Origin of the sequence: Paractinoplanes bogorensis, assembly GCF_018829635.1 — a bacterium.
Classification (GTDB): Bacteria; Actinomycetota; Actinomycetes; order Mycobacteriales; family Micromonosporaceae; genus Actinoplanes; species Actinoplanes bogorensis.
Map to the genome: position 1 here is coordinate 915960 of NZ_JAHKKG010000001.1, position 24750 is coordinate 940709.

The 24750-nt window shown below is 69.2% G+C and carries 17 protein-coding genes; 10 read left to right on the forward strand and 7 right to left on the reverse strand.

Annotated features, from left to right (window positions below):
* Positions 1-13: 13 nt before the first annotated feature.
* From KOI35_RS04380 to KOI35_RS04390, 3 genes are read right to left on the reverse strand one after another with little or no spacing between them, the layout of a single operon-like run.
* Entirely contained in the window at positions 14-1789 is a 1776-nt protein-coding gene (locus KOI35_RS04380) for a S9 family peptidase (RefSeq protein ID WP_215784654.1), read from the reverse strand.
* Between the two features lie 19 nt (positions 1790-1808).
* Positions 1809-3581, reverse strand: a complete 1773-nt coding sequence (locus KOI35_RS04385) for an N-acetylglutaminylglutamine amidotransferase (RefSeq protein WP_215784655.1) — start codon at positions 3579-3581, stop codon at positions 1809-1811.
* A gap of 58 nt (positions 3582-3639) precedes the next feature.
* Positions 3640-6207 carry a carboxylate--amine ligase/circularly permuted type 2 ATP-grasp protein gene (locus tag KOI35_RS04390; RefSeq protein ID WP_215784656.1) on the reverse strand — a complete coding sequence of 856 codons (2568 nt, stop codon included), beginning with the start codon at positions 6205-6207 and terminating at the stop codon, positions 3640-3642.
* Positions 6208-6386: 179 nt separating this feature from the next.
* Between KOI35_RS04390 and KOI35_RS04395 the strand changes: the two genes are divergently transcribed.
* Both KOI35_RS04395 and KOI35_RS04400 read left to right on the forward strand, forming a co-directional pair.
* The gene (locus KOI35_RS04395; RefSeq protein WP_215784657.1) at positions 6387-7466 is read left to right on the forward strand and encodes an NAD-dependent epimerase/dehydratase family protein; all 1080 of its coding nucleotides are present in this window, start codon (positions 6387-6389) and stop codon (positions 7464-7466) included.
* A gap of 66 nt (positions 7467-7532) precedes the next feature.
* On the forward strand, positions 7533-9650 hold the full coding sequence (locus KOI35_RS04400; RefSeq protein ID WP_215784658.1) for a SulP family inorganic anion transporter: 2118 nt from the start codon (positions 7533-7535) through the stop codon (positions 9648-9650).
* Between the two features lie 263 nt (positions 9651-9913).
* Here the strand turns inward: KOI35_RS04400 and KOI35_RS04405 are convergent, their stop codons facing one another.
* Positions 9914-10738 (reverse strand): SDR family oxidoreductase, encoded by an 825-nt coding sequence (locus tag KOI35_RS04405; RefSeq protein WP_215784659.1) that lies wholly within the window; start codon positions 10736-10738, stop codon positions 9914-9916.
* 215 nt (positions 10739-10953) lie between these two features.
* On the opposite strand from KOI35_RS04405, the gene KOI35_RS04410 reads away from it, so the two are divergent.
* Together KOI35_RS04410 and KOI35_RS04415 are read left to right on the forward strand one after the other, a co-directional pair.
* Entirely contained in the window at positions 10954-11544 is a 591-nt protein-coding gene (locus tag KOI35_RS04410; protein ID WP_215784660.1) for an Rv1352/Rv1906c domain-containing protein, read from the forward strand.
* 210 nt (positions 11545-11754) lie between these two features.
* Complete coding sequence (locus KOI35_RS04415; RefSeq protein ID WP_215784661.1) at positions 11755-12342, forward strand: QsdR family transcriptional regulator; 588 nt, start codon at positions 11755-11757, stop codon at positions 12340-12342.
* Here KOI35_RS04415 and kynU read toward each other — a convergent pair.
* From kynU to KOI35_RS04430, 3 genes are all read right to left on the reverse strand, one after another.
* On the reverse strand, positions 12326-13531 hold the full coding sequence (gene kynU, locus KOI35_RS04420) for a kynureninase (protein WP_215784662.1): 1206 nt from the start codon (positions 13529-13531) through the stop codon (positions 12326-12328). The genes KOI35_RS04415 and kynU overlap by 17 nt on opposite strands.
* 21 nt (positions 13532-13552) lie before the next feature.
* On the reverse strand, positions 13553-13960 hold the full coding sequence (locus tag KOI35_RS04425) for a YchJ family protein (RefSeq protein ID WP_246612401.1): 408 nt from the start codon (positions 13958-13960) through the stop codon (positions 13553-13555).
* 110 nt (positions 13961-14070) lie between these two features.
* Positions 14071-15468 carry a HEAT repeat domain-containing protein gene (locus KOI35_RS04430; RefSeq protein ID WP_215784663.1) on the reverse strand — a complete coding sequence of 466 codons (1398 nt, stop codon included), beginning with the start codon at positions 15466-15468 and terminating at the stop codon, positions 14071-14073.
* Positions 15469-15737: 269 nt separating this feature from the next.
* On the opposite strand from KOI35_RS04430, the gene KOI35_RS04435 reads away from it, so the two are divergent.
* The 6 genes from KOI35_RS04435 (at position 15738) to KOI35_RS04460 (ending at position 24723) form a co-directional block, all read left to right on the forward strand.
* Positions 15738-16724: a LacI family DNA-binding transcriptional regulator gene (locus tag KOI35_RS04435; protein ID WP_215784664.1), complete on the forward strand. Its 987-nt coding sequence runs from the start codon at positions 15738-15740 to the stop codon at positions 16722-16724.
* Between the two features lie 247 nt (positions 16725-16971).
* A complete protein-coding gene (locus tag KOI35_RS04440) occupies positions 16972-18354 on the forward strand; it encodes an ABC transporter substrate-binding protein (protein ID WP_215784665.1) in 1383 nt (460 codons plus the stop codon).
* Between the two features lie 56 nt (positions 18355-18410).
* Positions 18411-19352: a carbohydrate ABC transporter permease gene (locus tag KOI35_RS04445; RefSeq protein ID WP_246612402.1), complete on the forward strand. Its 942-nt coding sequence runs from the start codon at positions 18411-18413 to the stop codon at positions 19350-19352.
* A gap of 4 nt (positions 19353-19356) precedes the next feature.
* Positions 19357-20238: a carbohydrate ABC transporter permease gene (locus tag KOI35_RS04450; protein WP_215784667.1), complete on the forward strand. Its 882-nt coding sequence runs from the start codon at positions 19357-19359 to the stop codon at positions 20236-20238.
* 132 nt (positions 20239-20370) lie between these two features.
* Complete coding sequence (locus KOI35_RS04455; protein WP_215784668.1) at positions 20371-21948, forward strand: glycoside hydrolase family 13 protein; 1578 nt, start codon at positions 20371-20373, stop codon at positions 21946-21948.
* A 36-nt stretch (positions 21949-21984) separates the two neighbouring features.
* Positions 21985-24723: a galactose-binding domain-containing protein gene (locus KOI35_RS04460; protein ID WP_215784669.1), complete on the forward strand. Its 2739-nt coding sequence runs from the start codon at positions 21985-21987 to the stop codon at positions 24721-24723.
* The last annotated feature ends 27 nt before the right edge of the window (positions 24724-24750 follow it).

The following is a 24750-nucleotide window of genomic DNA, read 5'->3' on the forward strand; positions in this document are numbered from 1 at the left end:
CGAACAGTTCTGGTCAGGCGGTCTGCGGCTGCAGGTGGGTGGTCAGCCAGTCGACGGTTTCGCGGAGGTAGTCGGCTCGCGACGAGCGGTGCAGCAGCTCGTGGCCCTCGTTGGGGAACAGCAGGTAGCGGTGCGGTACGCCCCGGGCCGCCAGGGCGTTCACCACCTGCTCGGCCTCGATCACCGGCACGTTGCTGTCGTTCTCGCCGTGCACGATCATCAGCGGCGTGCGCAAGCGGTCGATCCGGGTGATCGGGGACAGGTCGGCCAGCAGCTCGCGATCCTCGAGAGGGTCGCCGTATTTGGAGACCGCGGCGGCGGCGATCCACGGCTCGGTGTGCTCGTAGAACGTGGCGAAGTTGGACATGCCGCACACGTCGATGCCGACCGCGAACATGTCGGGGAACGTGGTCAGCGCGGCCAGCGTCAGGTATCCGCCGTACGAGCGGCCCATGATGCCGACCCGGGTGACGTCGAAGGACGACTGCAGGAAGCGTACGCAGGAACGCACGTCCTCGATCGCGTCGTAGCGCAACGCGAGATTGTCGGCGTTGACGAAGCTGCGCCCGAAGCCGGACGAGCCGCGTACGTTCGGGGCGAACACCGCGATTCCGCGCGCCACCAGGGCCTGGAAGAGCACGCCGTGGCCGGGACGTTCCTGGGCCTCGGGGCCGCCGTGGAACCACAGCACGACCGGGTGCGGCCCGTCGCCGGCCGGGCGGAACAGCCAGCCGGTCAGGGTGAGGCCGTCGTGGGCGGTGAACGTCTCGAGTGTGGGGACGACCGCGTCGGGTGCGGCCGGGAAGGCCGAGACGGGACGTACACCCTCGGCCGAGGACACCCAGACGCCGTGCGGCTGGCCCGGCGCCTCGGCCGTGAAGGCCAGCGTCGAGCCGTCGAAGCACCAGGACAGGCCGCTGATCACCCGGCCCGGCTGCGGGGTCAGCGGCTGGGAGGTTCCGGCGTCGAGGTCGATCAGGTCCACGCGCGACTCGCCGCCGTGCACGTTCCACAACACCGCGGCCGTACGCCCGTCCGCCGTGACCGCGAAGGTCTCCACCTCGTCGCGGTCCGACCAGGCCAGCAGCTCGAGTTCGCCCTTGACCAGCCGGATCAGCTGGGGCAGTTCGTCGCTCTCGCTGCGGGCACAGATGGTGTCCCCGGCGAAGACGGCCTGTTCGCCCCGGGTGACGAACGTGTCGTCGCCGGTGCTCAGGTCGCGCAGGACGACCCAGCGGTCGCCGCGCGGCCCGAACCGCAGCAGCGCCTGCGTGCCGTCGGAGGAGACGTCGAGCAGGGAGACGAGCTCGCCGGAAGCCACCACCGTGCGGTCGCCGGTGACCGGGTCGACGGTGAGGGCCGTCGTCAGGTTCTCGGTCAGGGCGAGCAGCGACCGGCCGGGCAGCCAGCGCATGTTGTCGGCCGTGTCGGACCCGAACCCGGCCACCTGGTGCAGTTCGGAGCCGTCCGGCCGGACCAGCCACACCTCGTGCCGCGGCGCGCCGCCGGGAGCGGTCAGGCAGGCCAGCCAGCCGCCGCCGGTCGACCACTGCACCTCGGCGACCGGCGCGTCGCCCGTGTCGACCAGGAACTTCAGGTCGCTGCCGACCGGCTGCACCCACACCTGCGGGCGGCCGCTGCGGTCGGAGACGTACGCGGCGTGCCGGCCGTCCGGCGAGAGCGCCGGCGACCAGCTTCCGGAGACTTCCGAGGGGAAGGAACCCGTATCTATCGTCGTCCAGCCCAGGGGCAATACGGTGACGTCGACACGGTTGAGCTGACCGGTCATACGGTTCCTCCCTCGATATCTAGATGCCTTTGTCCTGCAACCACATCTCCAGCAGGGCGAGTTGCCACAGCTGGTTGGCGCCGAGCGTGGTGCGCGGCGTGTTCGGGTCGGCCAGCAGGAAGTCCACGTACTCCGGCCGGAACAACCCCCGCTCGCGTGCGGCCGGGGCCGACAGCGCGTCGCGGACCTTCTCGAGCATCGTTCCCTCGAGGTGCCGAATGCCCGGAACCGGGAAATATCCCTTGGTGCGGTCGATCACCTCGTCGGGCACGACACCCCGGGCCGCCTCCTTCAGCACCCCCTTGCCGCCGTGCGCCAGTTTCAGAGCGGGCGGGCAGGCCGCGGCCAGTTCCACCAACTCATGATCGAGGAACGGTACGCGAGCCTCGAGGCCCCACGCCATAGTCATGTTGTCGACCCGTTTGACCGGATCGTCGACCAGCATCACCTGGGAGTCGAGCCGCAACGCCGCGTCCACCGCGGTGTCGGCGCCGGGCCGGCCGAAACTCGCCGCGACGAACTCCCGGCTGACGTCCGCGTCGATCAGCCACTCGGCGTTGAGCTGCTGAGCCAGCTTGCTGTGGGGACGATCGAAGAATTCTTTCCCGTACGCATCCACAGCCTCGCCGTAGGGCACCCCGGCCAACGGCGGGTACCAGCTGTAGCCGGCCAGGATCTCGTCCGCGCCCTGACCCGATTGTACGACCTTGACCGACTTCGACACGTCCTCGCTGAGCAGGTTGAACGCGATGCAGTCGTGCGAGACCATCGGTTCACTCATCGCGGCGACCGTGCGGTCCACCGCCGGGAGGAACCTGTCCCGGCCGATCCGGATCTGGTGGTGCGTGGTGTCGAACTGTTTGGCCACGATGTCCGAGTAGGCGAACTCGTCGCCCTGCTCGCCGCCGCCCGCCTCGAACCCGATGCTGAACGTGGTGAGGCCCTTCTGCCCCTGCTCGGCCAGCAGCGCCACGATGTAGCTGGAGTCGATGCCACCCGAGAGCAGCACACCCACCGGCACGTCGGCGACCATGCGCCGCTCGACGGCGATCTTGAGCTTCTCGTGGATCAGTTCGGGCCACTCGGCGTCGGCGATGTCCGGGCGGCGGGTGTGCGACGCCTCCCAGTAGACCCGGTCGGTCGCGGTGCCGTCGGTCCGGATGATCCGTACGGTGGCCGGGGGAAGCTTCCGGACGCCGTTGATGATCGTGCGCGGCGCCGGCACCACCGAGTGAAACGTCATGTAGTGCTGCAGCGCGACCTTGTCGATCGACTTGTCCACGTCGCCCGCGGCCAGCAGCGCGGGCAGGGTCGACGCGAAGCGCAGCCGGCCCGGCGACTCGGCCAGATAGAGCGGCTTGATGCCGAGGCGGTCGCGGGCCAGCATCACCGTGCCGGTGTGGTGCTCGACGATCGCGAAGGCGAACATGCCGAGGAAGTGCTGCACACAGTCGGCACCCCAGCGGTGGTACGCCTTGATGATCACCTCGGTGTCCGAGGTCGAGAAGAACGTGTAGCCGTAGCCCCGGAGCTCGTCGCGCAGCTGCTTGTAGTTGTAGATGCAGCCGTTGAAGACCAGCGACAGGCCCAGCTCCTCGTCGATCATCGGCTGCTGCCCGGCCTCGGACAGGTCGATGATCTTCAGCCGGCGGTGACCGAGGGCCACCGGGCCGCGTGCCCAGAGGCCCTCACCGTCGGGACCGCGCGACTCCAGGCACGGCAGCATCCGGCGGACCGCTTCCTCGTCCGCCAAGTGGCCGTCGTACCGCAGCTCGCCCGCGATTCCGCACATAGTTGATGAACCTCCCTGTTGTCGGTTTCGCTTCTGTGAAGGAGCCGTAACGCCGGTGTCACCCCAGCAACCAGGTGTCCTTCGAACCGCCGCCGCGCGACGAGTTGACGATCATCGAGCCGGCCGGGGCGACCCTCGTGAGCGCGGCCGGGGCGACCACCGACTCGGAGCCGGTGAACACGAAGGCGCGCAGGTCGACGTGCCGGGGCGCGAGCTGGTGACCGTCGAACACCGGGTGCGTCGAGAGCGCGACGACCTCCTGCGCGACCCACCGGTGGGGAGCGGTGCGGATCTGCCGGCGTACGGCGGAAAGGTCTTGATCGGACGCATGGGGACCGATCACGATGCGATCGCCGCCGTAACCGTCCACCGGCTTGCAGACCAGCTGGTCGAGCCGGTCGAGCACCTCGGCCCGCTGCTCCGGGATGCCGCAGAGGTAGGTCGGCACGTCGGCCAGCAGCGGCTTCTCACCCAGGTAGTACTCGATCAGCTTGGGCACGTACGCGTACACGGCCTTGTCGTCGCCGATGCCGTTGCCGAGCGCGTTGGCCAGCACCACCGTGTCGGCGTGCAGGGCGGTGACCAGGCTCGGTCCCAGCGGCATGCCGTCGGCGCCGGGGGAGTGGACCAGGCTGTCCTCGCCCATCCGCAGATAGATGACGTCGACCGGGTAGCGCTTGCCGTCACGCAGCCGATAGACGCGGCTCTCGTCGACGAAGAGCTCCGTACTGCGTACGACGGGAACCCGCATCTCCTCGGCCAGCATCCGGTGCTCGAACCAGGCCGAGTCGTCCGGACCCTGGCTGAGCACCACGATCCGCGGGTCGTCGCCGGCGGCCGGACGGGCCGATTCGACCAGCGCGCGCCGCAGCAGCTCGGGGGTGCGCTCGATCGAGATCAGATCGTCCGGCTCGGGCAGTTCGGGCAGCACGGCCTCGGTCAGCCGGCGGTTCTGCATGGCGTAGGCGATGCCGGACGGGACGCGCAGGTTGTCCTCGAGCACGCACCATTGACCGTCGGTGTCGCGCACCAGGTCGACGCCGGCCACCTGGGCCCGCACCCCCTCGTGCGAGACGAGGGCGCCGCTCGGCCGCAGCTCGGGCGAGCCGTCGATCACCCATTCGGGGACGATGCCGTCCCGCACCACCTCGCGCTCGCCGTAGACGTCCTGGATGAACCGGTCGAGCGCCCGGACGCGCTGGACCAGCCCGCCCTGCAGCGAGGCCCAGTCGGCGGCGGGCACGATCCGCGGCACCAGGTCGAACGGGAAGAGCCGGGTGGCCGCCTCGCCCGCGACGCTGAACGTGATGCCCCGCTGGCGCTGTTCGTCGTCCCGCGCGTCCTCACGGCGACGCAGGCCACCCGAGCCCAGCGCGGTCAGGACATTGAGGATTCCCGCGTACGCCGGTGCCACGTCCCCGCTGGGGAAAGCCTCGTCCCCGGCGCGCGAGTAGGGGAACAGCCCACCCGGCACGGTCTGGCCCTCGGGGCCGATGCCGGTCGCGCCGCCCCGGGTGTCGGCCACCACCAGGTCGACCACGTCGGAGATGCGGCCGCGGCGAGCCATCGCCCGCCGCTGACGGGCGGCCGAGCTGCCCCGGCTGAGCGCCCGCACCGACAGGTCGAACACCTGCTCCCAGTCGCCCAGTTCCTCGAGCTGCGGCCGGAGGTCGCCGACCAGCCGCTCGACGGCCACGGCGGCCGGCACCGGTGCGTTGTGGTGGATGAGTTCGCCTTCCAGCCCGCTCCGGGCCGCGCGCCACATCGCCGCGCGGTGCAGCGGCGGCCTGATCTTCTGGGCCGGCCGCTCCGCGCGGTAGTCCTGCCGGGCGCGCAGCACCAGACCCCGGAACAGCCCGGCCAGCAGCACGACCGTGTCGACGTCCGGGCTGGAGTCGGTGACCCGCAGCTCCACCGTGGGCAGATGGGCCGACGGGCGTACGTCGAAATAGACCATCTTGGGATCGGTGATGGTGCCCGAGGCGAGCAGGTCGGCGACCAGTTCGTCGTAGTCGGCGGCGCTGTTCAGCTCGCCCGGGTCGCCCGCGGTCGGCCAGCGCAGCCAGACCAGCGAGCGCACGCTGGAGTAACCGGAGTCCTCACCCATCCAGTAGGGCGAGCTCGTGCTCAGCGCGAGCAGGGTGGGCAGCGCCGAGGAGACCCGCTGGGCCACGGCGACCGCCTCGTCGCGGTCGGGGACGCCGACGTGCACCTGGGCGCCGCAGATGAGCTGTTCCCGGGCCAGCAGCTGGTAGTCGTCCAGCATCCGCCGATAGCGCGAAGTCGGCGTCACGGGGAGTGACTCCAGGTCGACCAGCGGGACCGTGCCCGCGGCGACGAGGCCCAGCCCGAGCGACTCGGCGACTCCGATCGCGGTGCGCCGGCGGTCGACGATCGCCTCGCGCAGACCGTCCAGCGTGTCGGCCACCGGGGTGTTCGTCTCGACCACGGAACGGTGCAGCTCGGCCGAGAAATGCTCCGGGTTCAACTGGTCCAGGATCTCCTGCGCCCGGGGCACCAGTTCCCGGGTCACCAGGTCGACGACGTGCAGTTCCTCCTCGGCGCCGAGGTTCAGCTCGTTACCCGCCGTGGGGTCGCCCGCCGCGACGCTCAGAGACTCCGTCATGAGACCCGCCTATCCCTAGCCCGACACTCCCGCGAGCCTCGCCATCACATGTACCGATCCTGTTCCGTGCCCATTTCCTGCTTGGGCCAAGCATGACTGTGATGACACAGCGGGCGGTATGCCACGTTGTCGCGCACACCCTGTAACCTCGGGCCGTTCTCTCACCGGGAGGTTGTTTGATGAGCAGTGTCGTCGTGGTGACCGGTTCGGCCGGGCTGATCGGATCCGAGTCGGTGCGGCACTTCGCCGGCCTCGGCATGGACGTGGTCGGCATCGACAACGACATGCGCAGCTACTTCTTCGGTAAGGACGGGTCCACCCGCTGGAACCTGGACCGCCTGACCAAGGAGGTCGGTTCCCGCTACACGCACCACGAGATCGACATCCGCGACCGCGAGGCTCTGCTCAAGCTTTTCGCCTCGCTGGGCAAGAACGTCGGCCTGGTCATCCACGCCGCCGCGCAGCCCTCGCACGACTGGGCCGCCAAGGAGCCGTTCACCGACTTCGACGTGAACGCGGTCGGCACGCTCAACATGCTCGAGGCGGCCCGCTCTTTTTGTAAAGATGCGCCGTTCATCTTCACCTCGACCAACAAGGTCTATGGCGACACCCCGAACCGGCTGCCGCTGATCGAGCAGGACACCCGGTACGAGCTGCCGGCCGACCACCAGTGGTATGAGGGCATCGACGAGGACATGTCGATCGACCAGACCCTGCACTCGGTGTTCGGCGCCTCCAAGGTCGCGGCCGACGTGCTGACCCAGGAGTACGGCCGCTACTTCGACATGCCGACCGCGGTGTTCCGGGGTGGCACGCTGACCGGCCCCGGCCACTCGGCGGCCGAGCTGCACGGCTTCCTGGCCTACGTGATGCGCTGTGTGATGGAGCAGCGGCTCTACCACATCTACGGGTACAAGGGAAAAATGGTGCGCGACGCCATCCACTCCCACGACCTGGTGTCGGCGTTCGAGGCGTTCTACCGCGCGCCGCGGGTGGCCGAGGTCTACAACATGGGCGGCGGCCGGTTCTCCAACTGCAGCCACATCGAGGCGTTCCAGATCGCGTCCGAGATCACCGGTCTCGAGGCCCGCACCGACTACGTCGACCAGGCCCGCACCGGCGACCACCAGTGGTGGATCAGCTCGACGGCCCGGTTCGAGCAGCACTACCCCGAGTGGAAGCTGACCTACGACGTGCCGGCCATCCTGCGCGAAATGTACGAGGCTAACCAAGACGTCTGGACGCCCGCTGCCTCTTAGCTGTGGCTTCCCTGGGGTCCCACGCGTCGTAACGGCGGGGTAACCCAGAATCGGTACATTGCCGGAATGTCCGTCTTGAAGGCATTCCGGCAGGACGTCCCGGCCTCGGTCGTGGTCTTCCTGATCGCCATTCCGCTCTCGCTCGGCATCGCGGCCGCCTCGGGCGCGCCCCTCATGTCCGGCCTCATCGCGGCCGTCGTCGGTGGTGTCGTCGTGGGCTTCCTCGGCGGCGCACCGCTGCAGGTCAGCGGCCCGGCCGCCGGCCTCACGGTGATCGTCGCGGGCACCATCGCCACGCACGGCTTCGCCGCCACCGCCGCCATCGTCGCGATGGCCGGCCTGATCCAGATCCTGCTCGGCGCGGCCCGCCTGGGCCGGGCCGCGCTCGCCCTCTCACCGGCCGTCGTGCACGGCATGCTGGCCGGCATCGGGCTGGTCATCGCGCTCAGCCAGGTGCACGTGCTGCTCGGCGGCGACGCCCAGAGCGAGGCCTGGAAGAACCTGCGCGACCTGCCCGCCCAGATCATCGGCAACCACGGCCACTCGACCCTGCTCGGCCTGCTCACCATCGCGATCCTGCTGTTCTGGCCCCGGATCGTGAAGACGTCCCTGCTGCCCGCCGCCCTGGCCGCGGTCGCCATCACCACCGCGGTGTCGGCCTTCTTCGGCACCGACGTGCCCCGGGTCGACCTGCCCGCCAACCCGCTCAGCGAACTGACCCTCCCGCGCTGGCCCGACGCCGGCGTCGGCACGATCGCCGGCGCGGTGCTGGCCATCGCTCTCGTCGCCAGCGTCGAATCCCTGCTCTCGGCCGTGGCCGTCGACCGTATGCACGACGGCCCGCGAGCCGATCTCAACCGGGAACTCGTCGCCCAGGGCGTCGGCAACACCACCTCGGGCCTGCTCGGCGGGCTCCCGATCACCGGCGTGATCGTGCGCAGCTCGACCAACGTGGCGGCCGGGGCCAAGACCCGCATGTCGGCCATCCTGCACGGCCTGTGGATCGCGCTCTTCGTGCTGCTGTGCGCGCCGCTGCTCGAGATGATCCCGATGGCCGCCCTGGCCGCGGTGCTCGTCGTGGTCGGGTTGCGGCTGATCAGCCTGGCCCAGATCCGCACCTACGTGCGGCATCGCGAACTGCCCACGTACGTGGTGACCGCCGTCGGGGTCGTCGCCACCGACCTGCTGACCGGTGTCGGGATCGGGCTCGCCCTGGCCGTGCTGGTGATGCTGTGGCGGGTCGCGCGCTGTGAGGTGCGGGCCGACTCGCCGTCCGACGGGACCTGGACGGTGACGATCAGCGGGACGCTCGCCTTCGTCGGGTCGCAGCGGGTCGGGCGCACGCTGGCCGGCCTGCCCGCGGGCGCTTCCGTCATCGTCGAACTGCATCTCGACTACCTCGACCACGGTGCCTTCCAGGTGATCGACGACTGGCGGGAGGCGTACACGAAGGCCGGGGGAACCGTCACCGTCCGCGAGGCGCACGAGGGCTGGTTCCAACGCGCCACCAGCGGCCGCCTCGGCGCCGGCAAGACGGCCACGCCGAGGCGGTTCGGCTCGTGGACCCAGTGGCAGGACCTCGACCGTCAGCGGCGCGACGCCATGGCGGCCGGGATCCGCGAGTTCGAGCGCAGCGTGGCACCGTTGGTGCAGCCGCACCTGGCCGGGCTGGCCCGCGACGGGCAACAGCCGGAACAGCTGTTCATCACCTGCGCCGACTCGCGCCTGGTGCCCAACCTGATCACGACCAGCGGACCGGGCGACCTGTTCACCATCCGCAACGTGGGCAACATCGTTCCCCCGTACGCCTCCGGCGACACCTCGGTGGGTGCGGGCATCGAATACGCGGTCGACGTGCTCGGGGTCAGCGAGATCACGGTCTGCGGCCACTCCGGCTGCGGTGCCGTGAACGCGCTGATGACCGGCGGCTACACCCCCGACGGCACGCTGGGCCGCTGGCTGTCCCAGTCCGGCGTCCAGTTCGACAACTGCGGCGACGAGGAGGGCTGCGTAACCGCCAACGTCGCCCAGCAGCTGGTCAACCTGCGCACGTATCCCGCCGTCCAGGCCGCCGAGGCCGCGGGCCGGCTCACGCTGAACGGCCTGTATTTCGACCTGGCCGAGGCCCGCATGTACCGCGTCGACCCGGTCCTCGGCATCCGCCCGCTCGAGGCCGTGAGTTAGAGCCCACCCGCCGGTGGTTTCACGGGGTCGTTGCACCACGGTCGCGGACGTAGACGGGCACACGATCGCCGCAGTCTCGGAGCCGCCCACCTGATTGTGCGTCTTGGTCCCAGGTCAGCGAGCGTTTCGAGTGGGCGGGAAGGGTGACCGTGTGGAGCGGGGCGTGGGCTTACGGCGTGGGCGATGCACCGAGCGCCCGATGCGTAACGCCGCGGTCAAATCCCGGCGCAGCACAGGCCGTGGCCGGGACTGTAGATGACCGGTCAGCGGCTGAGCAGGTCGGCCAGGGTGGTGGCCGGGCGGCCGGTGAGGCGGGGGAGGGCGTCGCTCACGGCCTCGAGCTCGCCCGCGGCGATGGCGGTGTAGGTGCTCACCCACGCGTCGAGCTGCCACTGCGGGGCGCCGTAGGAGGCGCGGGACGCGTACGCCTCGGGAAGGCTCTCGTTCTCGAAGCGCACCTTCCGCCCGGTGGCCGCGCTGATCGTCTCGGCCACCTCGGCCAGGCTCAGCGCGGCCGGCCCGGTCAGGTCGTAGGTCTGCCCGGCGTGCGGGCCCGGCTCGCGCAGCACCGCCACCAGCGCGTCGGCGATGTCGTCCTGCGCCACCACCGCGGCTCGGCCCGAACCGGCCGGGCCGCGGATCACCCCGTCGTCACCCACCATCATCGGCAGGAAGTCGGCATACAGGTTGTCGCGCAGGAATGTGAAGGCCGGCCCGCTCGCGCGGATGTGCTGCTCGGTGGCCCAATGATCGCGCGCGAGGGTGAAGGTCGCCTCGGGCGCCGCGCCCATGAACGACGTGTAGACCAGATGCTCCACGCCGGCCGCGACCGCCGCGTCGACGAAGCTGCGATGCTCGGCGACCCGGTCGGGCGTCTCGGCCGCCGACACCATCAGCACGGTCGAAGCCCCCTCCAGCGCCCGCCGCACAGCCGCGCCGTCGCGATATTCGGCCACAGCCACCTCGGCGCCGGCCACTTCGGGAGCCCGCGCCGCATTCCGGACCAGCAGCCGCATCGGCCGTTCGAGCCGCCGGGCCACCCGTCCTCCCAGGCGCCCGGAGGCCCCCGAAACCACGATCAAGTTCATTCCCCAGTTGTACGCCTCCCCGCCCCGCTCAAACGCAACTCTCCGTCTCGGATTCCGGGCGGCGTCCCGGCTCGGTGTGTTCCACGGGTGGTGTCGGCCGATCGGGCAAACGTTGACGGCGAGAGGTGGATCCGGACGATTTGGTAGTTTGTGAGTTATATGACCGGGACATACTGCGGGGGAACGGCCCACTCGTCTCGACTTCGAGGGATCTGATGACTGCTCTTCTCCGGCGCGCCCAGGTCTGGGGTGTCGTGGCCGCCTCCGTCGCGGGCGTGGCCCTGGCCGGCGGGCCCGCGTTGGCGGCGCCCAAGAACACGATCCCCGGAGCGGGCACGTTCCTGGTCGGCAAGGACTTCAACGCCGGGGTCTACCGGTCGCCGGGCAACGATTCCTGTTACTGGCAGCGGGCCACCAACGCCAGCGGTTCGATGAGCAGCATCATCGCCAACGACATCGGCGGCGGCCAGCGGCTCGTCTACGTCAAGCCGACCGACAAGGTCTTCAAGACCAGCGGTTGCCAACCGTGGACCCGCGTCACCACGGCCGCCATGACCGCGAAGTCGAAGAAGACCACGATCCCCGGCAACGGCGTCTTCTTCGTAGGCGCCGACTTCGTGCCCGGCACCTACCGTTCCACCGGCAACACCGACTTCTGCTACTGGGAACGCTCCCGCTCCGCCGACGGCGCCTCGGCCAGCACGATCGCCAACGAGTTCGCCCAGGGCCAGCTCGTCGTGACCATCACCCCCGGCGGCCTCTTCCAGACGAGCGGCTGCAAGCCCTGGACCCGAGTAGTCGGCTGACCGTTCGCGGCAGCCGGTCGCCGCGTTCAGCTGCCAGGCAGGCGCCCGGTGGTCGCGGGAGGATCACCTCGCTCGGGATCGGCGATCGCCGGAACCATGAGGACGGCCGCCGACCTTACTGCGGAAAACCACACCCCGACGCCGGGCAATCGATCCCTGAGCAGGTCGTTTCCGTATCTGTGAGCGAAGGGCGAGCCGAGAGGGGTGTCGATGACCAAGATGACCGCGACCACGGACGGAAGTCGCCGGGTGGTCAGCCACGAGCAGGTCGTCCGGGCCGGCGTCGAGCATTTCCTCGAGCGGTCGACCCTCGACATGGAGGCGCTCGCGGGCGGGATGGCGATCAGCCGGGCCACCCTCTATCGGGTCGCGGGCAGCCGGGACGCCCTGCTCGAGGCCGTGCTGGCCGCGGTCACGACGACCATGTTCGACGAGGCGCGGGCGGTTCGGACAGAGTCCGGATTCGACGGTGTGGTCGAGGTTTCCCGGCATTTCGGCGAGCAGTTGCGCTCGCCCGTGCTCGCCCGGTTCCTGCGGCTCGACGCCGAGGCCGCCGGTCGCATCCTGTTCACCCCGGCCGGGGGCGTGCACGAGAGCGCGGTGGCGGCCCAGATCGAGGTCTTCCGCGAGACCGGGGTGGCCGCGCAACTGCCCGACGACGCCGATCTGGGCCGCATCGCCTATCTCTACGTGCGGATGGTCGGGACGTTTCTGTATTCGGAGTTCTTCACCGGTCGCCGCGCCGATTTCGACGAACTGATCCCGTCCTTACGAGCGCTGCTCAATCAGCCCGACTGAGCAGATCGCGCACGAGCGACATCCCCGTGTGCAGTTCGGTAAAACTCGTGCTCAACGGCGCCGGCCCGATCCGCAAGCCGTCCGGGCGGCGGTAATCGGGCAGCACACCCCGCTCCCAGAGCCGTTCGAGCAGTGTGTCGAACCCCGGTTTCTGCAACGTCACATGCCCGCCCCGGCGGGCCGGGTCGCGCGGTGACGCGATGGCCACACCCAGGGGGACCAGCCATTCGTCGGCCAGTTCCAGCGCGTACGCGGAAAGCCGTTGCGATTTCTGCCGGACCGCGGCGATCCCGGCCGATTCGAGCATGTCGAGATTGGCGTGCAACGGCACCATGGCCAGGATCGGCGGGGTGCCGCTCAACAGTCCCCGCGCACCCTTGGCGGGCTCGTATCCCGGTCCCATCTCGAACGACGCCCGGTGCCCGATCCAGCCCTGGATCGGCTGGCGCAATTCGGCCAGCAGATCGTCGCGCACATAGGCGAAGGCGGGCGATCCCGGTCCGCCGTTGAGGTATTTGTACGTGCAGCCGACGGCCAGGTCCACGCCCCATTCGTCGAGCTCGATCGGCACCGCGCCGACCGAATGGGAAAGGTCCCACAGGGTCAGCGCGCCCGCCGCGTGCGCGATCTCGTTGATGGCGGCGACGTCGGCCAGCCAGCCCGACCGGTAGGCGACGTGGCTGAACGAGACCAGCGCCACGTCGTCGTCGATCACGTCGGCGACCTGCGCCGGTTCGATGCCGGCGACCGGATCGGTGGTGATCCAGACCAGCTCGAGACCGCGTTCGGCCGCGATTCCCTCGAGTACGTAGCGGTCGGTGGGGAAATTGTCCTGGTCGATCAGAATCTTCCGCCGGTGCGGGCGCGCGTCGACGGCGGCCCGGGCCAGTTTGTAGAAAAGCACGGTGGTGGAGTCGGCGATCACCACCTGACCGTTCGCGGCGCCCAGGGCGATGGATCCCAGCCGGTCGCCGAGCGTGATCGGCCATTCCCACCACTCGTCGGTCCAGCCGCGGATCAGCCGGCCCGCCCACTGTTCGCGGATGAACTCGTCCATCAGTTCGGCGGTGGCTTTCAACGGGCGGCCGAGCGAATTGCCGTCCAGATAGGAGACGACGTCGGTGGCGAGGAACTGATCCCGGTATGCGGCCAGCGGATCGGCCGCGTCCAGAGCGGTGGGGTCGGTCACCCGAGAAGGCAACCACACGGCTCAGATATTGGCGAGCGATCCATCGGTGAGAATCGGTCCCCAGTACGCCCACTGGCCGTCGTTACGCACGAAACGGCTGCGCTCGACCATGTCGCCGTTCTTGCCGTGGTCTTTGTAATGGGCCCGGAACTCGACGACACCCTCGTCGTCGAACATGCCCCCACCGGTCGACTCGATGATGTCGAGACCGGTCCAGCGCAGTTTCGAGTCCGGTTCGATCCGCTCGGGCCGGGTCTTGGGATGCCAGCTGCTGAGCACGTACGCGTCGTCGTCGAGCGCGAACGCCGAATAGCGCGACCGCATCAGCGCCTCGGCCGTGGCCGGCGGCTGCCCATGGTGGGCCGGCTCGCAGCATTCCTCGTACGGCAGCCCCCGCCCGCACGGACAGAGCTTGGTCTTCTGCGCCATGAGACCCATCTTGTCAGCCACCCGTCGCTCGACGCCGATCCGGTTCCACGATCGCACCGAGCGGCCGCCCGCGCGGCGCGTTCACAAGACTCGGCACCAGGGCGCTCGGTTCAGCCGGCGGCGCGAGAGCCGAGGATCCGGCGGGCACCACGGCGCACCTCGGGCCGCGGATCGTCGAACAGCCGCGACAGCAGATCGGCCGGCACCCGTCGCTCGAAGGGCCGCAACGCCCGGGCCGCCTCCCGGATCACCCCAGCCGCCGGATCCTGCAACAGAGGCAAAAAGCGTTCCACCCGTACGGCGTCAATCGCCACGAGCGCACGCACGGCCGCGGCCCGGATCCGCGGGTCGGGGTGGCTGAGCAACGGCGTGAGCAGCGCCTCGTCGTCGTAGCGGCCGACTTCGCCCAGACCCGCGACGAGCCCCGGCGTCGGGTGGGCGGTGACGGCCGCCCGGTAGTGGGAGAGCGGGTCGGCGATCCGAGTGCGGGCGTAGGCGCGCACGAGCGGGGCCGGGTCGTCGGCGGCCGCCGCGACGTCGGCGTCGAGGCCGGAGAAGGCCATCTTGACCAGCGCCGCGATGCGGACACCGGAGAAGCGGGACGCCGCCATCCGGCGCAGATCGGCCGTGTCGGCGTGTCGCACCGCCGCCTCGGTGGCGCGCGAGCGGATCACCACGTCGCCCTCGTGCAGCGCGAAATGCAGCAGCTCGGCCGAGGTCCACCGGTCGAGCTGCTCGCCGACGCCGAAGGCGAGCCGCCGGGGCGCCGGCCGCGGAGAAGCCATCAGCAGCGGGGCGACCCGATCGAAGTTCGCCGCCGTCGCCGCGCGCACCTGCTCCATCGCCCAGCCACCCCGCATGCGCCCGGCGGTGTGGGCGGCGATCGGCACCGCGGCCGGCAGGTAGACCTCAGGTTGCTCGGCGAGCAGGGCGGCCACCGCGACTCGGGCCGGCTCCCGCACCGGGCCGACCCAGTCGCCGCTGCGCAGCACCAGGAACGGCATCACCCCGGGCGCGGGCCGAGCCGCCATGGCCAGCACCGCCTGCTCGCGCACCCGCCCGTCGCGATGCATGGACGCAAGCGCGAGCAGCTCATGCCCCAGCCCGCCGCGATGCAGGGAAGCCGGCACGGCCAGGTCACGCGCCCGCTCGTCGCGGTGTGAGGAAGCCATCTGGCGTTCGTGGCCGAAGCTGCGACGGAGGCGTTCCATCAGGCCGGGACCGGAGCCGGAGCTGGGCCGGTCGAGCCCGATCAGGGAGTCGGCCCGCTCCCACCAGGTGTGGCCGCGGAAGCGATCGTCGAGCTGCGTGACGAGGCGCGGTCGCTCGATCAGCGAGACGAGCGTGACGAGCGGGAACGGTGAGACCACGTCGGTCGGCAAGGCCGGCGAGATCGGCGAGGCCGGGGATGTCGGTGCGGCCGACGATCGGCCGAGCGCCACGAGCACGGCGTCCAGTGCCTCGCCGCCCCGCCGGGCGGCCTCGTCGAGCAACGGCGAAGCGGTCATCGGGCCATCCTGCCGGGCCGTCCGGGGATCCGTCCGCTCGTTTTCTGTGCGGGGCGTTATGGAACTGTGGTGTAAGTCGATGCCGGGGGTTTCGTTGCGGAGAGCGACGGCTTAATCGCTTCACCAGGGGACGGGCGCGCACGCCACGCAACATCGCGGAAACACTCGACCGGGCGCTTGCAGGGTGGACTGCAAAGATGAACGTCGAAATCTGGAGTGGCTGCAAGTAGCGGTTCGAAATTTGCATTGATCTGACGTAGGATTCCCGCGTGACCAAACGTCTGGCCGAGGTGGCCAAGAAGGCGGGCGTCAGCGAGGCGACCGTCAGCCGGGTGCTCAACGGGCGCAGTGGCGTGAGCGAGGCGACCCGGGCGTCGGTGCTGACCGCGCTCGATGTGCTCGGCTACGAGCGGCCGACCAAGTTGCGCGGCGAGCGTGGCCGGCTGGTCGGGCTCGTGTTGCCCGAGCTGCAAAACCCGATCTTCCCGGCCCTGGCCGAGGTGGTCACCGCCTCGCTGGCTCAGCGCGGGTTCACGCCGCTGCTGGCGGCCCGCACGATCGGCGGTGTGCCCGAGCGCGACTACATCGAGATGCTGCTCGACCACCAGGTCTCGGGGGTCGTGTTCGCCGGTGGCTCCTATGCGCTGGCCGAGGCCGAGCACGGGCACTACCGGGCGCTCACCGATCGCCGCATGCCGGTTGTCATGGTCAACGCGGGCGTTGCTGACCTGGGGTTTCCGCACATCTCGACCGATGACGCGGTGGCCGTCGAGCAGGCGTACGGGCATCTGAGGTCCCTCGGTCACGAACGCATCGGCATGGTCATGGGCCCCGAGGATCATGTGCCGTCGCGGCGCAAGCTGGCCGGGCTCGAGGGCAAGGAGTTCTTCGTCGAGCGCACGAACTTCTCGATGGAGAGTGCCCGGCTGGCCGCGGCCAAGCTGATCGACCGCGGCGTGACCGGCATGATCTGCGCGTCCGACGTGCTCGCGCTCGGCTCGATCCGGGCCGCCCGCCGGCTCGGGCTCGACGTGCCGTCCGACGTCTCAGTGGTCGGCTTCGATGACTCGGCGTTGATGACCTGCACCGATCCGCCGTTGACGACCGTGCGGCAGCCGATCGAGATGATGGGCCAGGCCGCCGTCGACCTGCTCGTCAACCAGATCGAGGGCAGCGGCGTCGAGCCGGACGAACTTCTTTTCGAGCCGGAGCTCGTGGTCCGGGGTTCCACCGCCCCGGCCAAGAAAGCGGGCTGACCAGCAAGTTTGTTTACCGAAGGGCGGGCCGATCGGCCCGCCCTTCGTCGTGTGCGCACATCTGACGGCCCGTCGAGTTTTTTCTTACATCAGTCGGCTTCTTGCGGCGACCCGTAGGACTTTGTATCGTCACCTCCACGAAACATGACGAGAGACCTGGATCACAAGGTCCTCGTCGGTAACCGTGACGACACCGCAACTCGAATTCATGGCCCTGGATAGAACCCGTTCCCGAAGGGATGGACAGATGTCCGTACCGCAGTACCGGAAGGCGGCGGCGCTCGCGCTCGCGGCCGGCCTGGGGATCAGCCTGGCGGCGTGCTCGACCAAGAGCAACGACGACTCCGGGACTGACGTCAGTGGCAAGGTCACCATCACCGTCGACTGCCAGCCGGTCGGCGCGCAGAAGGAGCTCCTGGCGAACTGGAACGCCGACGTCGAGGCGTTCCAGAAGGAGAACCCCGACATCACCATCAAGAGCGTCAGCGTCGGCGAGCAGTGCAACAACCCGCCGGACTTCACCGCCCGCCTGGCCGGCGGCACGATGACCGACGTCTTCTACGGCTACATGACCGACCTGCAGCAGGTGCTCGACTCGGGCCAGGCGATGGACATCACCTCGGCCGTCAGCAAGGACACCATCCCGACCTGGGACAGCGTCGACCCGGCGATCAAGGACGTCTTCACCGAGGAGGGCAAGCTCTACGCCATCCCGGTCAAGAACTACTCGATGGGCCTGGTCTACAACAAGACGCTGTTCAAGAAGGCCGGTCTGGACGCGGCCAACCCGCCCAAGACCTGGGCCGAGGTGCGCGCGGCGGCCAAGAAGATCGCCGCGACGGGCGGCGGCGTGGCCGGCTACTCGGAGTACAGCGCGGGCAACACCGGCGGCTGGCACTTCACCGCCGAGACGTACTCGCAGGGTGGCCGGGTGCTCAGCGAGGACGGCAAGAAGGCCGCCTTCAACGACGCCGCCGGCAAGCAGGTGCTGCAGAACCTCAAGGACATGCGCTACGGCGACAACAGCATGGGCAGCCGCCAGCTGCTGCAGTGGGGCGACCTGCTGACCAACGCCGGCGCGGGCAAGGTCGGCATGTTCATCGGTGCGCCCGACGCCACCCAGGCGATCGTCAGCCAGTTCCAGGGCAAGTACGAGGACTGGGCGATGGGCCCGATGCCCGGTCAGGACGGCCCGGCCAAGGGCACGCTCGGCGGCGGTGAGGGCTACTTCTTCAAGAAGGGCCTGAGCGACGCCCAGGTCAAGGCCGGTCTCAAGTGGATCGCCTACCAGAAGCTCACGCCCGGCAAGGGCCAGTTCGACTACGCCCGGGCCAAGCCGCAGAACTACCCGGTCGGCCTGCCCCAGCCGCTGCTGTTCACCAACGGCAGCGAGGCGCAGAAGCAGGAGCTCGACCTGCGCAAGGCCAACGCCAACATCGACACGGCCAACTTCAAGGTGTTCGAGGACAACCCGGTGCCGATCGTCGGGGAGCCGCGCAACGCCCAGGCCATCTACGCGGTGCTCGACTCGGCGGTGTCCGGGGTGCTGACCAACCCCAACTCCAACATCGACGCACTGCTCAAGACGGCCGAGACGAAGGTCAACCAGCTCCAGGCCGCCGGTAGCTGATCAACGGGGGGTGCGGGAGCCGGCGACGGCTCCCGCACCTGATGAAGGAGTTCGCCTTGGCGACCATGACCGCCCCCGGCGTCACCACGCAGCCCGCGCCGGCTCCGATCAAGAAAAGCAGCAAGACCGGCCGCAAGGTCCGCGACAACCTCACCGGGCACGCGTTCCTGATCGGGGCGGTCGTCTGCTTCGCCCTGTTCATGTGGTTCCCGATGGTCCGCGGCATCGTGATGAGCTTCCAGCGCACCCGCCGGGGTGAGACGAGCTGGGTCGGCTGGGACAACTACACCCGCATCATCGCCGACCCGAGCTTCTGGATCGCCTGGAAGAACACGTTTCTGTTCACCGCGCTGGCCCTGGTCGTCGGGTACGTGCTGCCGTTCTTCATCGCGATCCTGCTCAACGAGCTGCGCCACGCCAAGGGCTACCTGCGGATCCTGGTCTACCTGCCGGTGATGCTGCCGCCCGCCTCGGCGCTGTTCCTCTTCAAGTACTACGCGTACGACCCGAGCGACGCCGGCCTGTTCAACGCCGTCCTCAAGTTCCTGCACCTGCCCACCTCGGAGTGGATGCAGTCGCCGACGATGACGATCCCGGCCATGGTGATCGCGTCGACCTGGATGAACCTGGGCAGCGCGGTGCTGATCTACCTGGCGTCGCTGCAGAACATCCCGGGCGAGCTGTACGAGGCGGCCGAGCTCGACGGCGCGGGCGTATGGCGGCGGATCTGGAACGTCACGATCCCGCAGACCCGGCTCATCCTCGCGCTGCTGGCGATGCTGCAGATCGTGGCCACCATGCAGCTGTTCATCGAGCCGCTGATCCTGGCCAACGGGGCCGGCACGCAGGACTCGGCGACCTCGGTGGCCTACCTCATCTATCAGCACGGCTTCTTCCAGAACGACCTGAACGGCGCGGCCGCCCTCGGCGTGATCATGCTGATCGTTCTGGCCGCGTTCTCCGCCGTGTACGTGCGACTGACCACGAAGCAGGACTGAAGCCATGGCCGATGGAACCCGGACCCTCATCTCGCAGGCGCAGTTGCAGCGCGGCCGCGGCAGGTACCTCTACTGGGCGCTGCTGATCCTGGTGGTCGGCGGGTTCACCCTGGTCTTCCTGGGCCCGCTCTACTGGATGGTCACCGGCGCGCTGAAGAGCGGCCAGGAGGTAGCGCAGACCCCGCCGACGCTGTGGCCGCACGACCCGCAGCTGCAGAACTACGCCGACGCCTGGAACAACCTGGACCTGGCCAAGCTGATGTTCAACACCTTCTACTACGCGGCCGGCGCGGTCTTCTTCCAACTCGTCTTCGACACCGCGGCCGCGTACGCCCTCTCGAAGCTGCGCCCGGTCTTCGGCAACGTGATCCTCGGGGCGATGCTGGCCACGCTGATGATCCCGGCCATGGTGCTGATCGTCCCGCAGTACGTGACCGCCATCGACCTGCCGATCGTGCACGTCAACCTGCTCGACTCGCCGTGGGCGCTGTGGCTGCCGCTGATCGCCAACGCGTTCAACATCTTCCTGCTCAAGCGGTTCTTCGACTCGATCCCGGAGGACCTGATCGCGGCGGCCCAGGTGGACGGCGCGTCGCCGCTGCGCACGCTGTGGTCGATCATCCTGCCGATGTCCCGGCCGATCCTCGGCGTGGTGTCGATCTTCGCGGTGACCGCGGTCTGGAAGGACTTCCTCTGGCCCAAGCTGGTCATGCCGTCGCCCGAGACGCGCACGCTCAGCGTGGGCATCTACGCCTTCTCCGGTGGGACGCCGATGAACGTCGTCATCGCCGCCTCGGTCATCGCCGCCATCCCGACGGTGATCATCTTCCTGCTCTTCCAGCGAAACATCATGTCGGGCCTGACGTCCGGCAGCCTCAAGGGCTAGCGCGCCCGGAACGAGGCGCGCGAACGAAGCGCGCCCAAGCGAAGCGGCGCGAAACGAAGCGCGCCCGAAACGAACGAAATGGGCGGCCGTTGAACGGCCGTCGGACCCAGCGTGCACAGAAAGCGGGTAAAAGTGTCTCTCCAAGATTCCCAGTGGTGGCGTGACGCGGTGATCTACCAGGTCTATCCGCGCAGCTACGCCGACGCGAACGGCGACGGCGTCGGCGACATCGCCGGCATCCGGGCACACCTGGGACACCTGAGCGCGCTCGGCGTCGACGCGATCTGGATGAGCCCCTGGTACCCGTCGCCGATGGCCGACGCCGGCTACGACGTGGCCGACTTCCGCGACATCGACCCCGCCTTCGGCACGCTGGCCGACGCCGAAGCGCTGATCGCGGAGGCCAAGCAGGCCGGCATCCGGATGATCGTCGACATCGTCCCGAACCACATCAGCAGCGAGCACCCCTGGTTCAAGGCGGCGCTGGCCAGTCCCGATGCGCCCGAGCGCGACTACTTCTGGTTCCGGCCGGGCCGGGGCGGCAACGGTGACGAGATGCCGACGGACTGGCGGGGGGAGTTCGGCGGCACCACCTGGACGCGTACGGCGGACGGGTCTTGGTATTTGCACTTGTTCACACCCGAGCAGCCGGACCTGAACTGGGATCACCCGGACGTGCGGGCCGAGTTCGAGAGCATCCTGCGGTTCTGGTTCGACCGCGGGGTCGACGGCATCCGGATCGACTCGGCCGCCCTGCTGCTCAAGGACCCGGAACTGCCCGAGGTGCTCGAGGACAACCCGCACCCGTTCCACGACCTCGACGGCGTGCACGAGGTCTATCGGGCGTGGCGGCGCGTGGCCGATTCGTACGGGAAGGATCGGGCCTTGATCGGTGAGGTCTGGATGCCCGACATCGAGCGGTTCGCCAACTATCTGCGGCCCGACGAGCTGCACGCGGCGTTCAACTTCGACCTGCTCGGCTGTGCCTGGGATCCGCGGCTCATGCGCGAGAGCGTCGACCGCACACTGGACGCGCACAAGGCGATCGGCGCGCCGGCCACCTGGGTGCTGTCCAATCACGACGTGACCCGGCACGTGACCCGGTACGGGCGCGAGGACACCACGTTCAGCTTCGAGAACAACCTCGACGGCACCCCGGTCGACCTCGAGATGGGCACCCGCCGGGCCCGGGCCGCGGCGCTGCTCTCGCTGTCGCTGCCCGGCGCCACCTATATCTATCAGGGCGAGGAACTCGGGCTCTGGGAGAACGAGAACATCCCGCCCGAGCAGTTCCAGGACCCGATGTGGGGCCGTCGCGGGCACAGCCGCGACGGCTGCCGGGTGCCGCTGCCGTGGACCGGGGACGAGGCGCCGTTCGGCTTCACCACCGCCACCCCCTGGCTGCCCCAGCCGGCCGAGTGGAAGGACCGCACGGTGCAGGCCCAGACCGGCGACCCGAACTCGATGCTTGAGCTCTACCGCTCGGCGATCGCGCTGCGCCGCACGTCGGTTCGGGAGGCGTTCGCCTGGCTCGACCTCGGGCCGGATGTGCTGGCCTTCTGCCGCGGCCACGACTTCGCCTGCGTTCTCAACATGTCGGGCGCCCCCATCGCCCTGCCCGCTCACGATTCCGTTCTGCTCGCCAGTGGACCTCTCGACGGTGACCGCCTCCCCCAGGACACCGCCGTGTGGCTGCGCATGCATTCGTAACACCCGGGGGCTGGCCACCTTTCGAAAGGGATCCCCATGGCCAACCGAAAGTTACTGTGGTGCGCGCTCGCTGCCCTCACGGCGAGCACCGCCGTAGTCCTCAACGCTCCATCGGCTCAGGCGGCCGGGCTTTCTCCGTTCGACATCACCGGGCGGGGCGCGACCGTGCCCTTCGTCGAGATCGAGGCGGAGAAAGCCGCGCACAACGGCACGTCGACCGGCACCGACCGGACGTACGGGAAACTCTCGTCCGAAGCCTCCGGCCGCGAGGCGGTGACGCTGGACGCGGCCGGCGAGTACGTCGAGTTCACGCTGACCAAGCCGGCCAACGCGGTGACGTTCCGCTACAGCATTCCGGACAGCGCCAACGGTTCCGGGCGGGATGCCACGATCGATTTGCGTACGGGCTCCACGCTGATCAAAACAGTGCCGGTCACCTCGAAGTACAGCTGGTACTACGGCTACTACCCGTTCACCAACAACCCGGGTGACCCGCTGCCGCACCACTTCTACGACGAGGCAAGGGCGCTTTTCGGTACGACGTACCAGGCCGGCACCAAGATCCGTCTGCAGGTGTCGTCGACCGCGCAGTCGCCCACGTTCACCATCGACCTGGCCGACTTCGAGCTGGTGCCCGACCCGATCGCCAAGCCGTCCGGCGCCATCGACGTGGTGGCCGACTACGGCGCCGACGCGAGCGGCGCGACCGATTCCACGGCCAAGTTCCAGGCCGCCATCAATGCCGGCGCCGCGAGTGGCCGGGTCGTCTACGTGCCGCGGGGCAACTTCACGCTCTACAGCCACGTGATCGTCGACCGGGTCACGCTGGCCGGGGCCGGACCCTGGTACACCGTGCTCGGCGGGCGGCACCCGACCCAGCGCAACCTGGCCGCGGGCATCTACGGCAAGTACACCAACGAGGGCGGCCCGAGCCAGAACGTCGTGGTACGCGACCTGGCGGTGATCGGTGACATCCGCGAACGGGTCGACGAGGACCAGGTCAACGCGTTCGGCGGCGCGATGTCGAACTCGACCATCGACAACGTGTGGATGCAGCACACCAAGGTCGGCGCGTGGATGGACGGGCCGATGGACCGCTTCACCATCAAGAACAGCCGGATTCTGGACCAGACCGCGGACGGCGTGAACTTCCACATCGGCGTCACCAACTCGACGGTCACCAACACGTTCCTACGTAACACCGGCGACGACGCGCTGGCCATGTGGGCCGAGAACGTTCCCAACGTCGGCAACTCGTTCACCCGCAACACGATCGTGGCTCCTATTCTGGCCAACCACCTGGTCTCGTACGGGGGTCGCGACATCACGATGACCGACAACGTGGTGAGCGAGTCGGTGTCGAACGGTGGCGGCATCCACGTCGGCAACCGCTATCCGGGGGTCACCGGGGCGACAGCCGTGGCGGGGACGTGGACGCTGGCCCGCAACACGCTGATCCGGGCCGGGAATTCCGACTACAACTGGAACTTCGGGATCGGGGCGCTCTGGTTCTGGGGTGACTCGTCGCCGATCACCGGGGCGACGATCAACGTGAGCGACACGGACATCCTCGACAGCTCGTACTCGGGGATCCAGTGGATCGGCAACCAGACCAGCGGACTGAACCTGACCAACGTCAACATCGCCGGCGCCGGGACGTTCGCGTTGCAGGCCCAGGCTCCGGCATCGGCCCGGTTCACCAACGTCAAGGCGTCGGGGATCGCGCAGGCGCAGACCGTCTACAACTGCGCGGGCGCGGGGCTGCAGATCGCCGACGGCGGGGGCAACTCGGGCTGGTCGACGGCCAACTCGTACTGCGGCCCGTGGCCGGCCCCTCGATACGGCAACACGCCGACCACCCCGCCCACGACTCCTCCGACCACCCCGCCCACGACCACCCCGCCCCCGTCCACCGGCAACCTCGCGCAGGGCAAGCCGGTCACCGTCTCCTCGGCCAACGGGCAGTACGTCGGGGCCAACGCGGTCGATGGCAACCAGGCGACCTACTGGGAGAGCAGCGGCGCGCTCCCGCAGACGTACACGGTGGATCTGGGCTCCTCGCAGGCGGTCGGTCGTCTGGTCGTCAAGCTGCCTGCCAACTGGGAGTCGCGCAACGAGACCATCGCGGTCTCGGGCTCGACCGACGGCTCGTCCTACACGTCGCTTGTCCCGGCCGCCGCGTACACCCTGAATCCTCAGGCGACCATCACCCTGCCGAGCGGTAGCCGGCGCTACGTGCGGCTCACCATCTCGGCCAACACGGGCTGGCTGGCCGCGCAACTGTCCGAGCTGGAGGCGTACGGGGACGGTGGAACCACCACGCCACCGACCACGCCACCTACCACCCCTCCGGCGAGCGGGAATCTGGCCTCGGGACGCCCGGCCACCGCGACCAGTCAGGCCGACGTCTACACCCCGGCCAACGTGACCGACGGCAACGCCAACTCCTACTGGGAGAGCACCAGCAACGCCTTCCCGCAGTCGATCACGGTCGACCTCGGCGCGTCGCGAACGGTCGGGCGGGTCGTACTCAAGCTCCCGCCGGCCGCGGCGTGGGCCACCCGCACCCAGACGCTGTCCGTGCTCGGCAGCACCGACGGCTCGTCCTTCTCGTCCCTGAAAGCGAGCGCCGGCTACACGTTCAACCCGGCGAGCGCCAATACCGCCACCGTCACCCTCACCCCGGCCACCGCGCGTTACGTGCGGCTGACCTTCACCGGTAACACCGGCTGGCCCGCCGGCCAGCTCTCCGAGTTCGAGGTCCATTCCTCCTGAGCCCGTCCCGCTCTGATCCTCGAAGAA

What these genes read in the sequence shown, in the direction of transcription:
- KOI35_RS04380 (WP_215784654.1), bottom strand. Translation starts at nt 1,789, where the DNA reads ATGACCGGTCAGCTCAACCGTGTCGACGTCACCGTATTGCCCCTGGGC.
- KOI35_RS04385 (WP_215784655.1), bottom strand. Translation starts at nt 3,581, where the DNA reads ATGTGCGGAATCGCGGGCGAGCTGCGGTACGACGGCCACTTGGCGGAC.
- KOI35_RS04390 (WP_215784656.1), bottom strand. Translation starts at nt 6,207, where the DNA reads ATGACGGAGTCTCTGAGCGTCGCGGCGGGCGACCCCACGGCGGGTAAC.
- KOI35_RS04395 (WP_215784657.1), top strand. Translation starts at nt 6,387, where the DNA reads ATGAGCAGTGTCGTCGTGGTGACCGGTTCGGCCGGGCTGATCGGATCC.
- KOI35_RS04400 (WP_215784658.1), top strand. Translation starts at nt 7,533, where the DNA reads ATGTCCGTCTTGAAGGCATTCCGGCAGGACGTCCCGGCCTCGGTCGTG.
- KOI35_RS04405 (WP_215784659.1), bottom strand. Translation starts at nt 10,738, where the DNA reads ATGAACTTGATCGTGGTTTCGGGGGCCTCCGGGCGCCTGGGAGGACGG.
- KOI35_RS04410 (WP_215784660.1), top strand. Translation starts at nt 10,954, where the DNA reads ATGACTGCTCTTCTCCGGCGCGCCCAGGTCTGGGGTGTCGTGGCCGCC.
- KOI35_RS04415 (WP_215784661.1), top strand. Translation starts at nt 11,755, where the DNA reads ATGACCAAGATGACCGCGACCACGGACGGAAGTCGCCGGGTGGTCAGC.
- KOI35_RS04425 (WP_246612401.1), bottom strand. Translation starts at nt 13,960, where the DNA reads ATGGCGCAGAAGACCAAGCTCTGTCCGTGCGGGCGGGGGCTGCCGTAC.
- KOI35_RS04430 (WP_215784663.1), bottom strand. Translation starts at nt 15,468, where the DNA reads ATGACCGCTTCGCCGTTGCTCGACGAGGCCGCCCGGCGGGGCGGCGAG.
- KOI35_RS04440 (WP_215784665.1), top strand. Translation starts at nt 16,972, where the DNA reads ATGTCCGTACCGCAGTACCGGAAGGCGGCGGCGCTCGCGCTCGCGGCC.
- KOI35_RS04450 (WP_215784667.1), top strand. Translation starts at nt 19,357, where the DNA reads ATGGCCGATGGAACCCGGACCCTCATCTCGCAGGCGCAGTTGCAGCGC.
- KOI35_RS04460 (WP_215784669.1), top strand. Translation starts at nt 21,985, where the DNA reads ATGGCCAACCGAAAGTTACTGTGGTGCGCGCTCGCTGCCCTCACGGCG.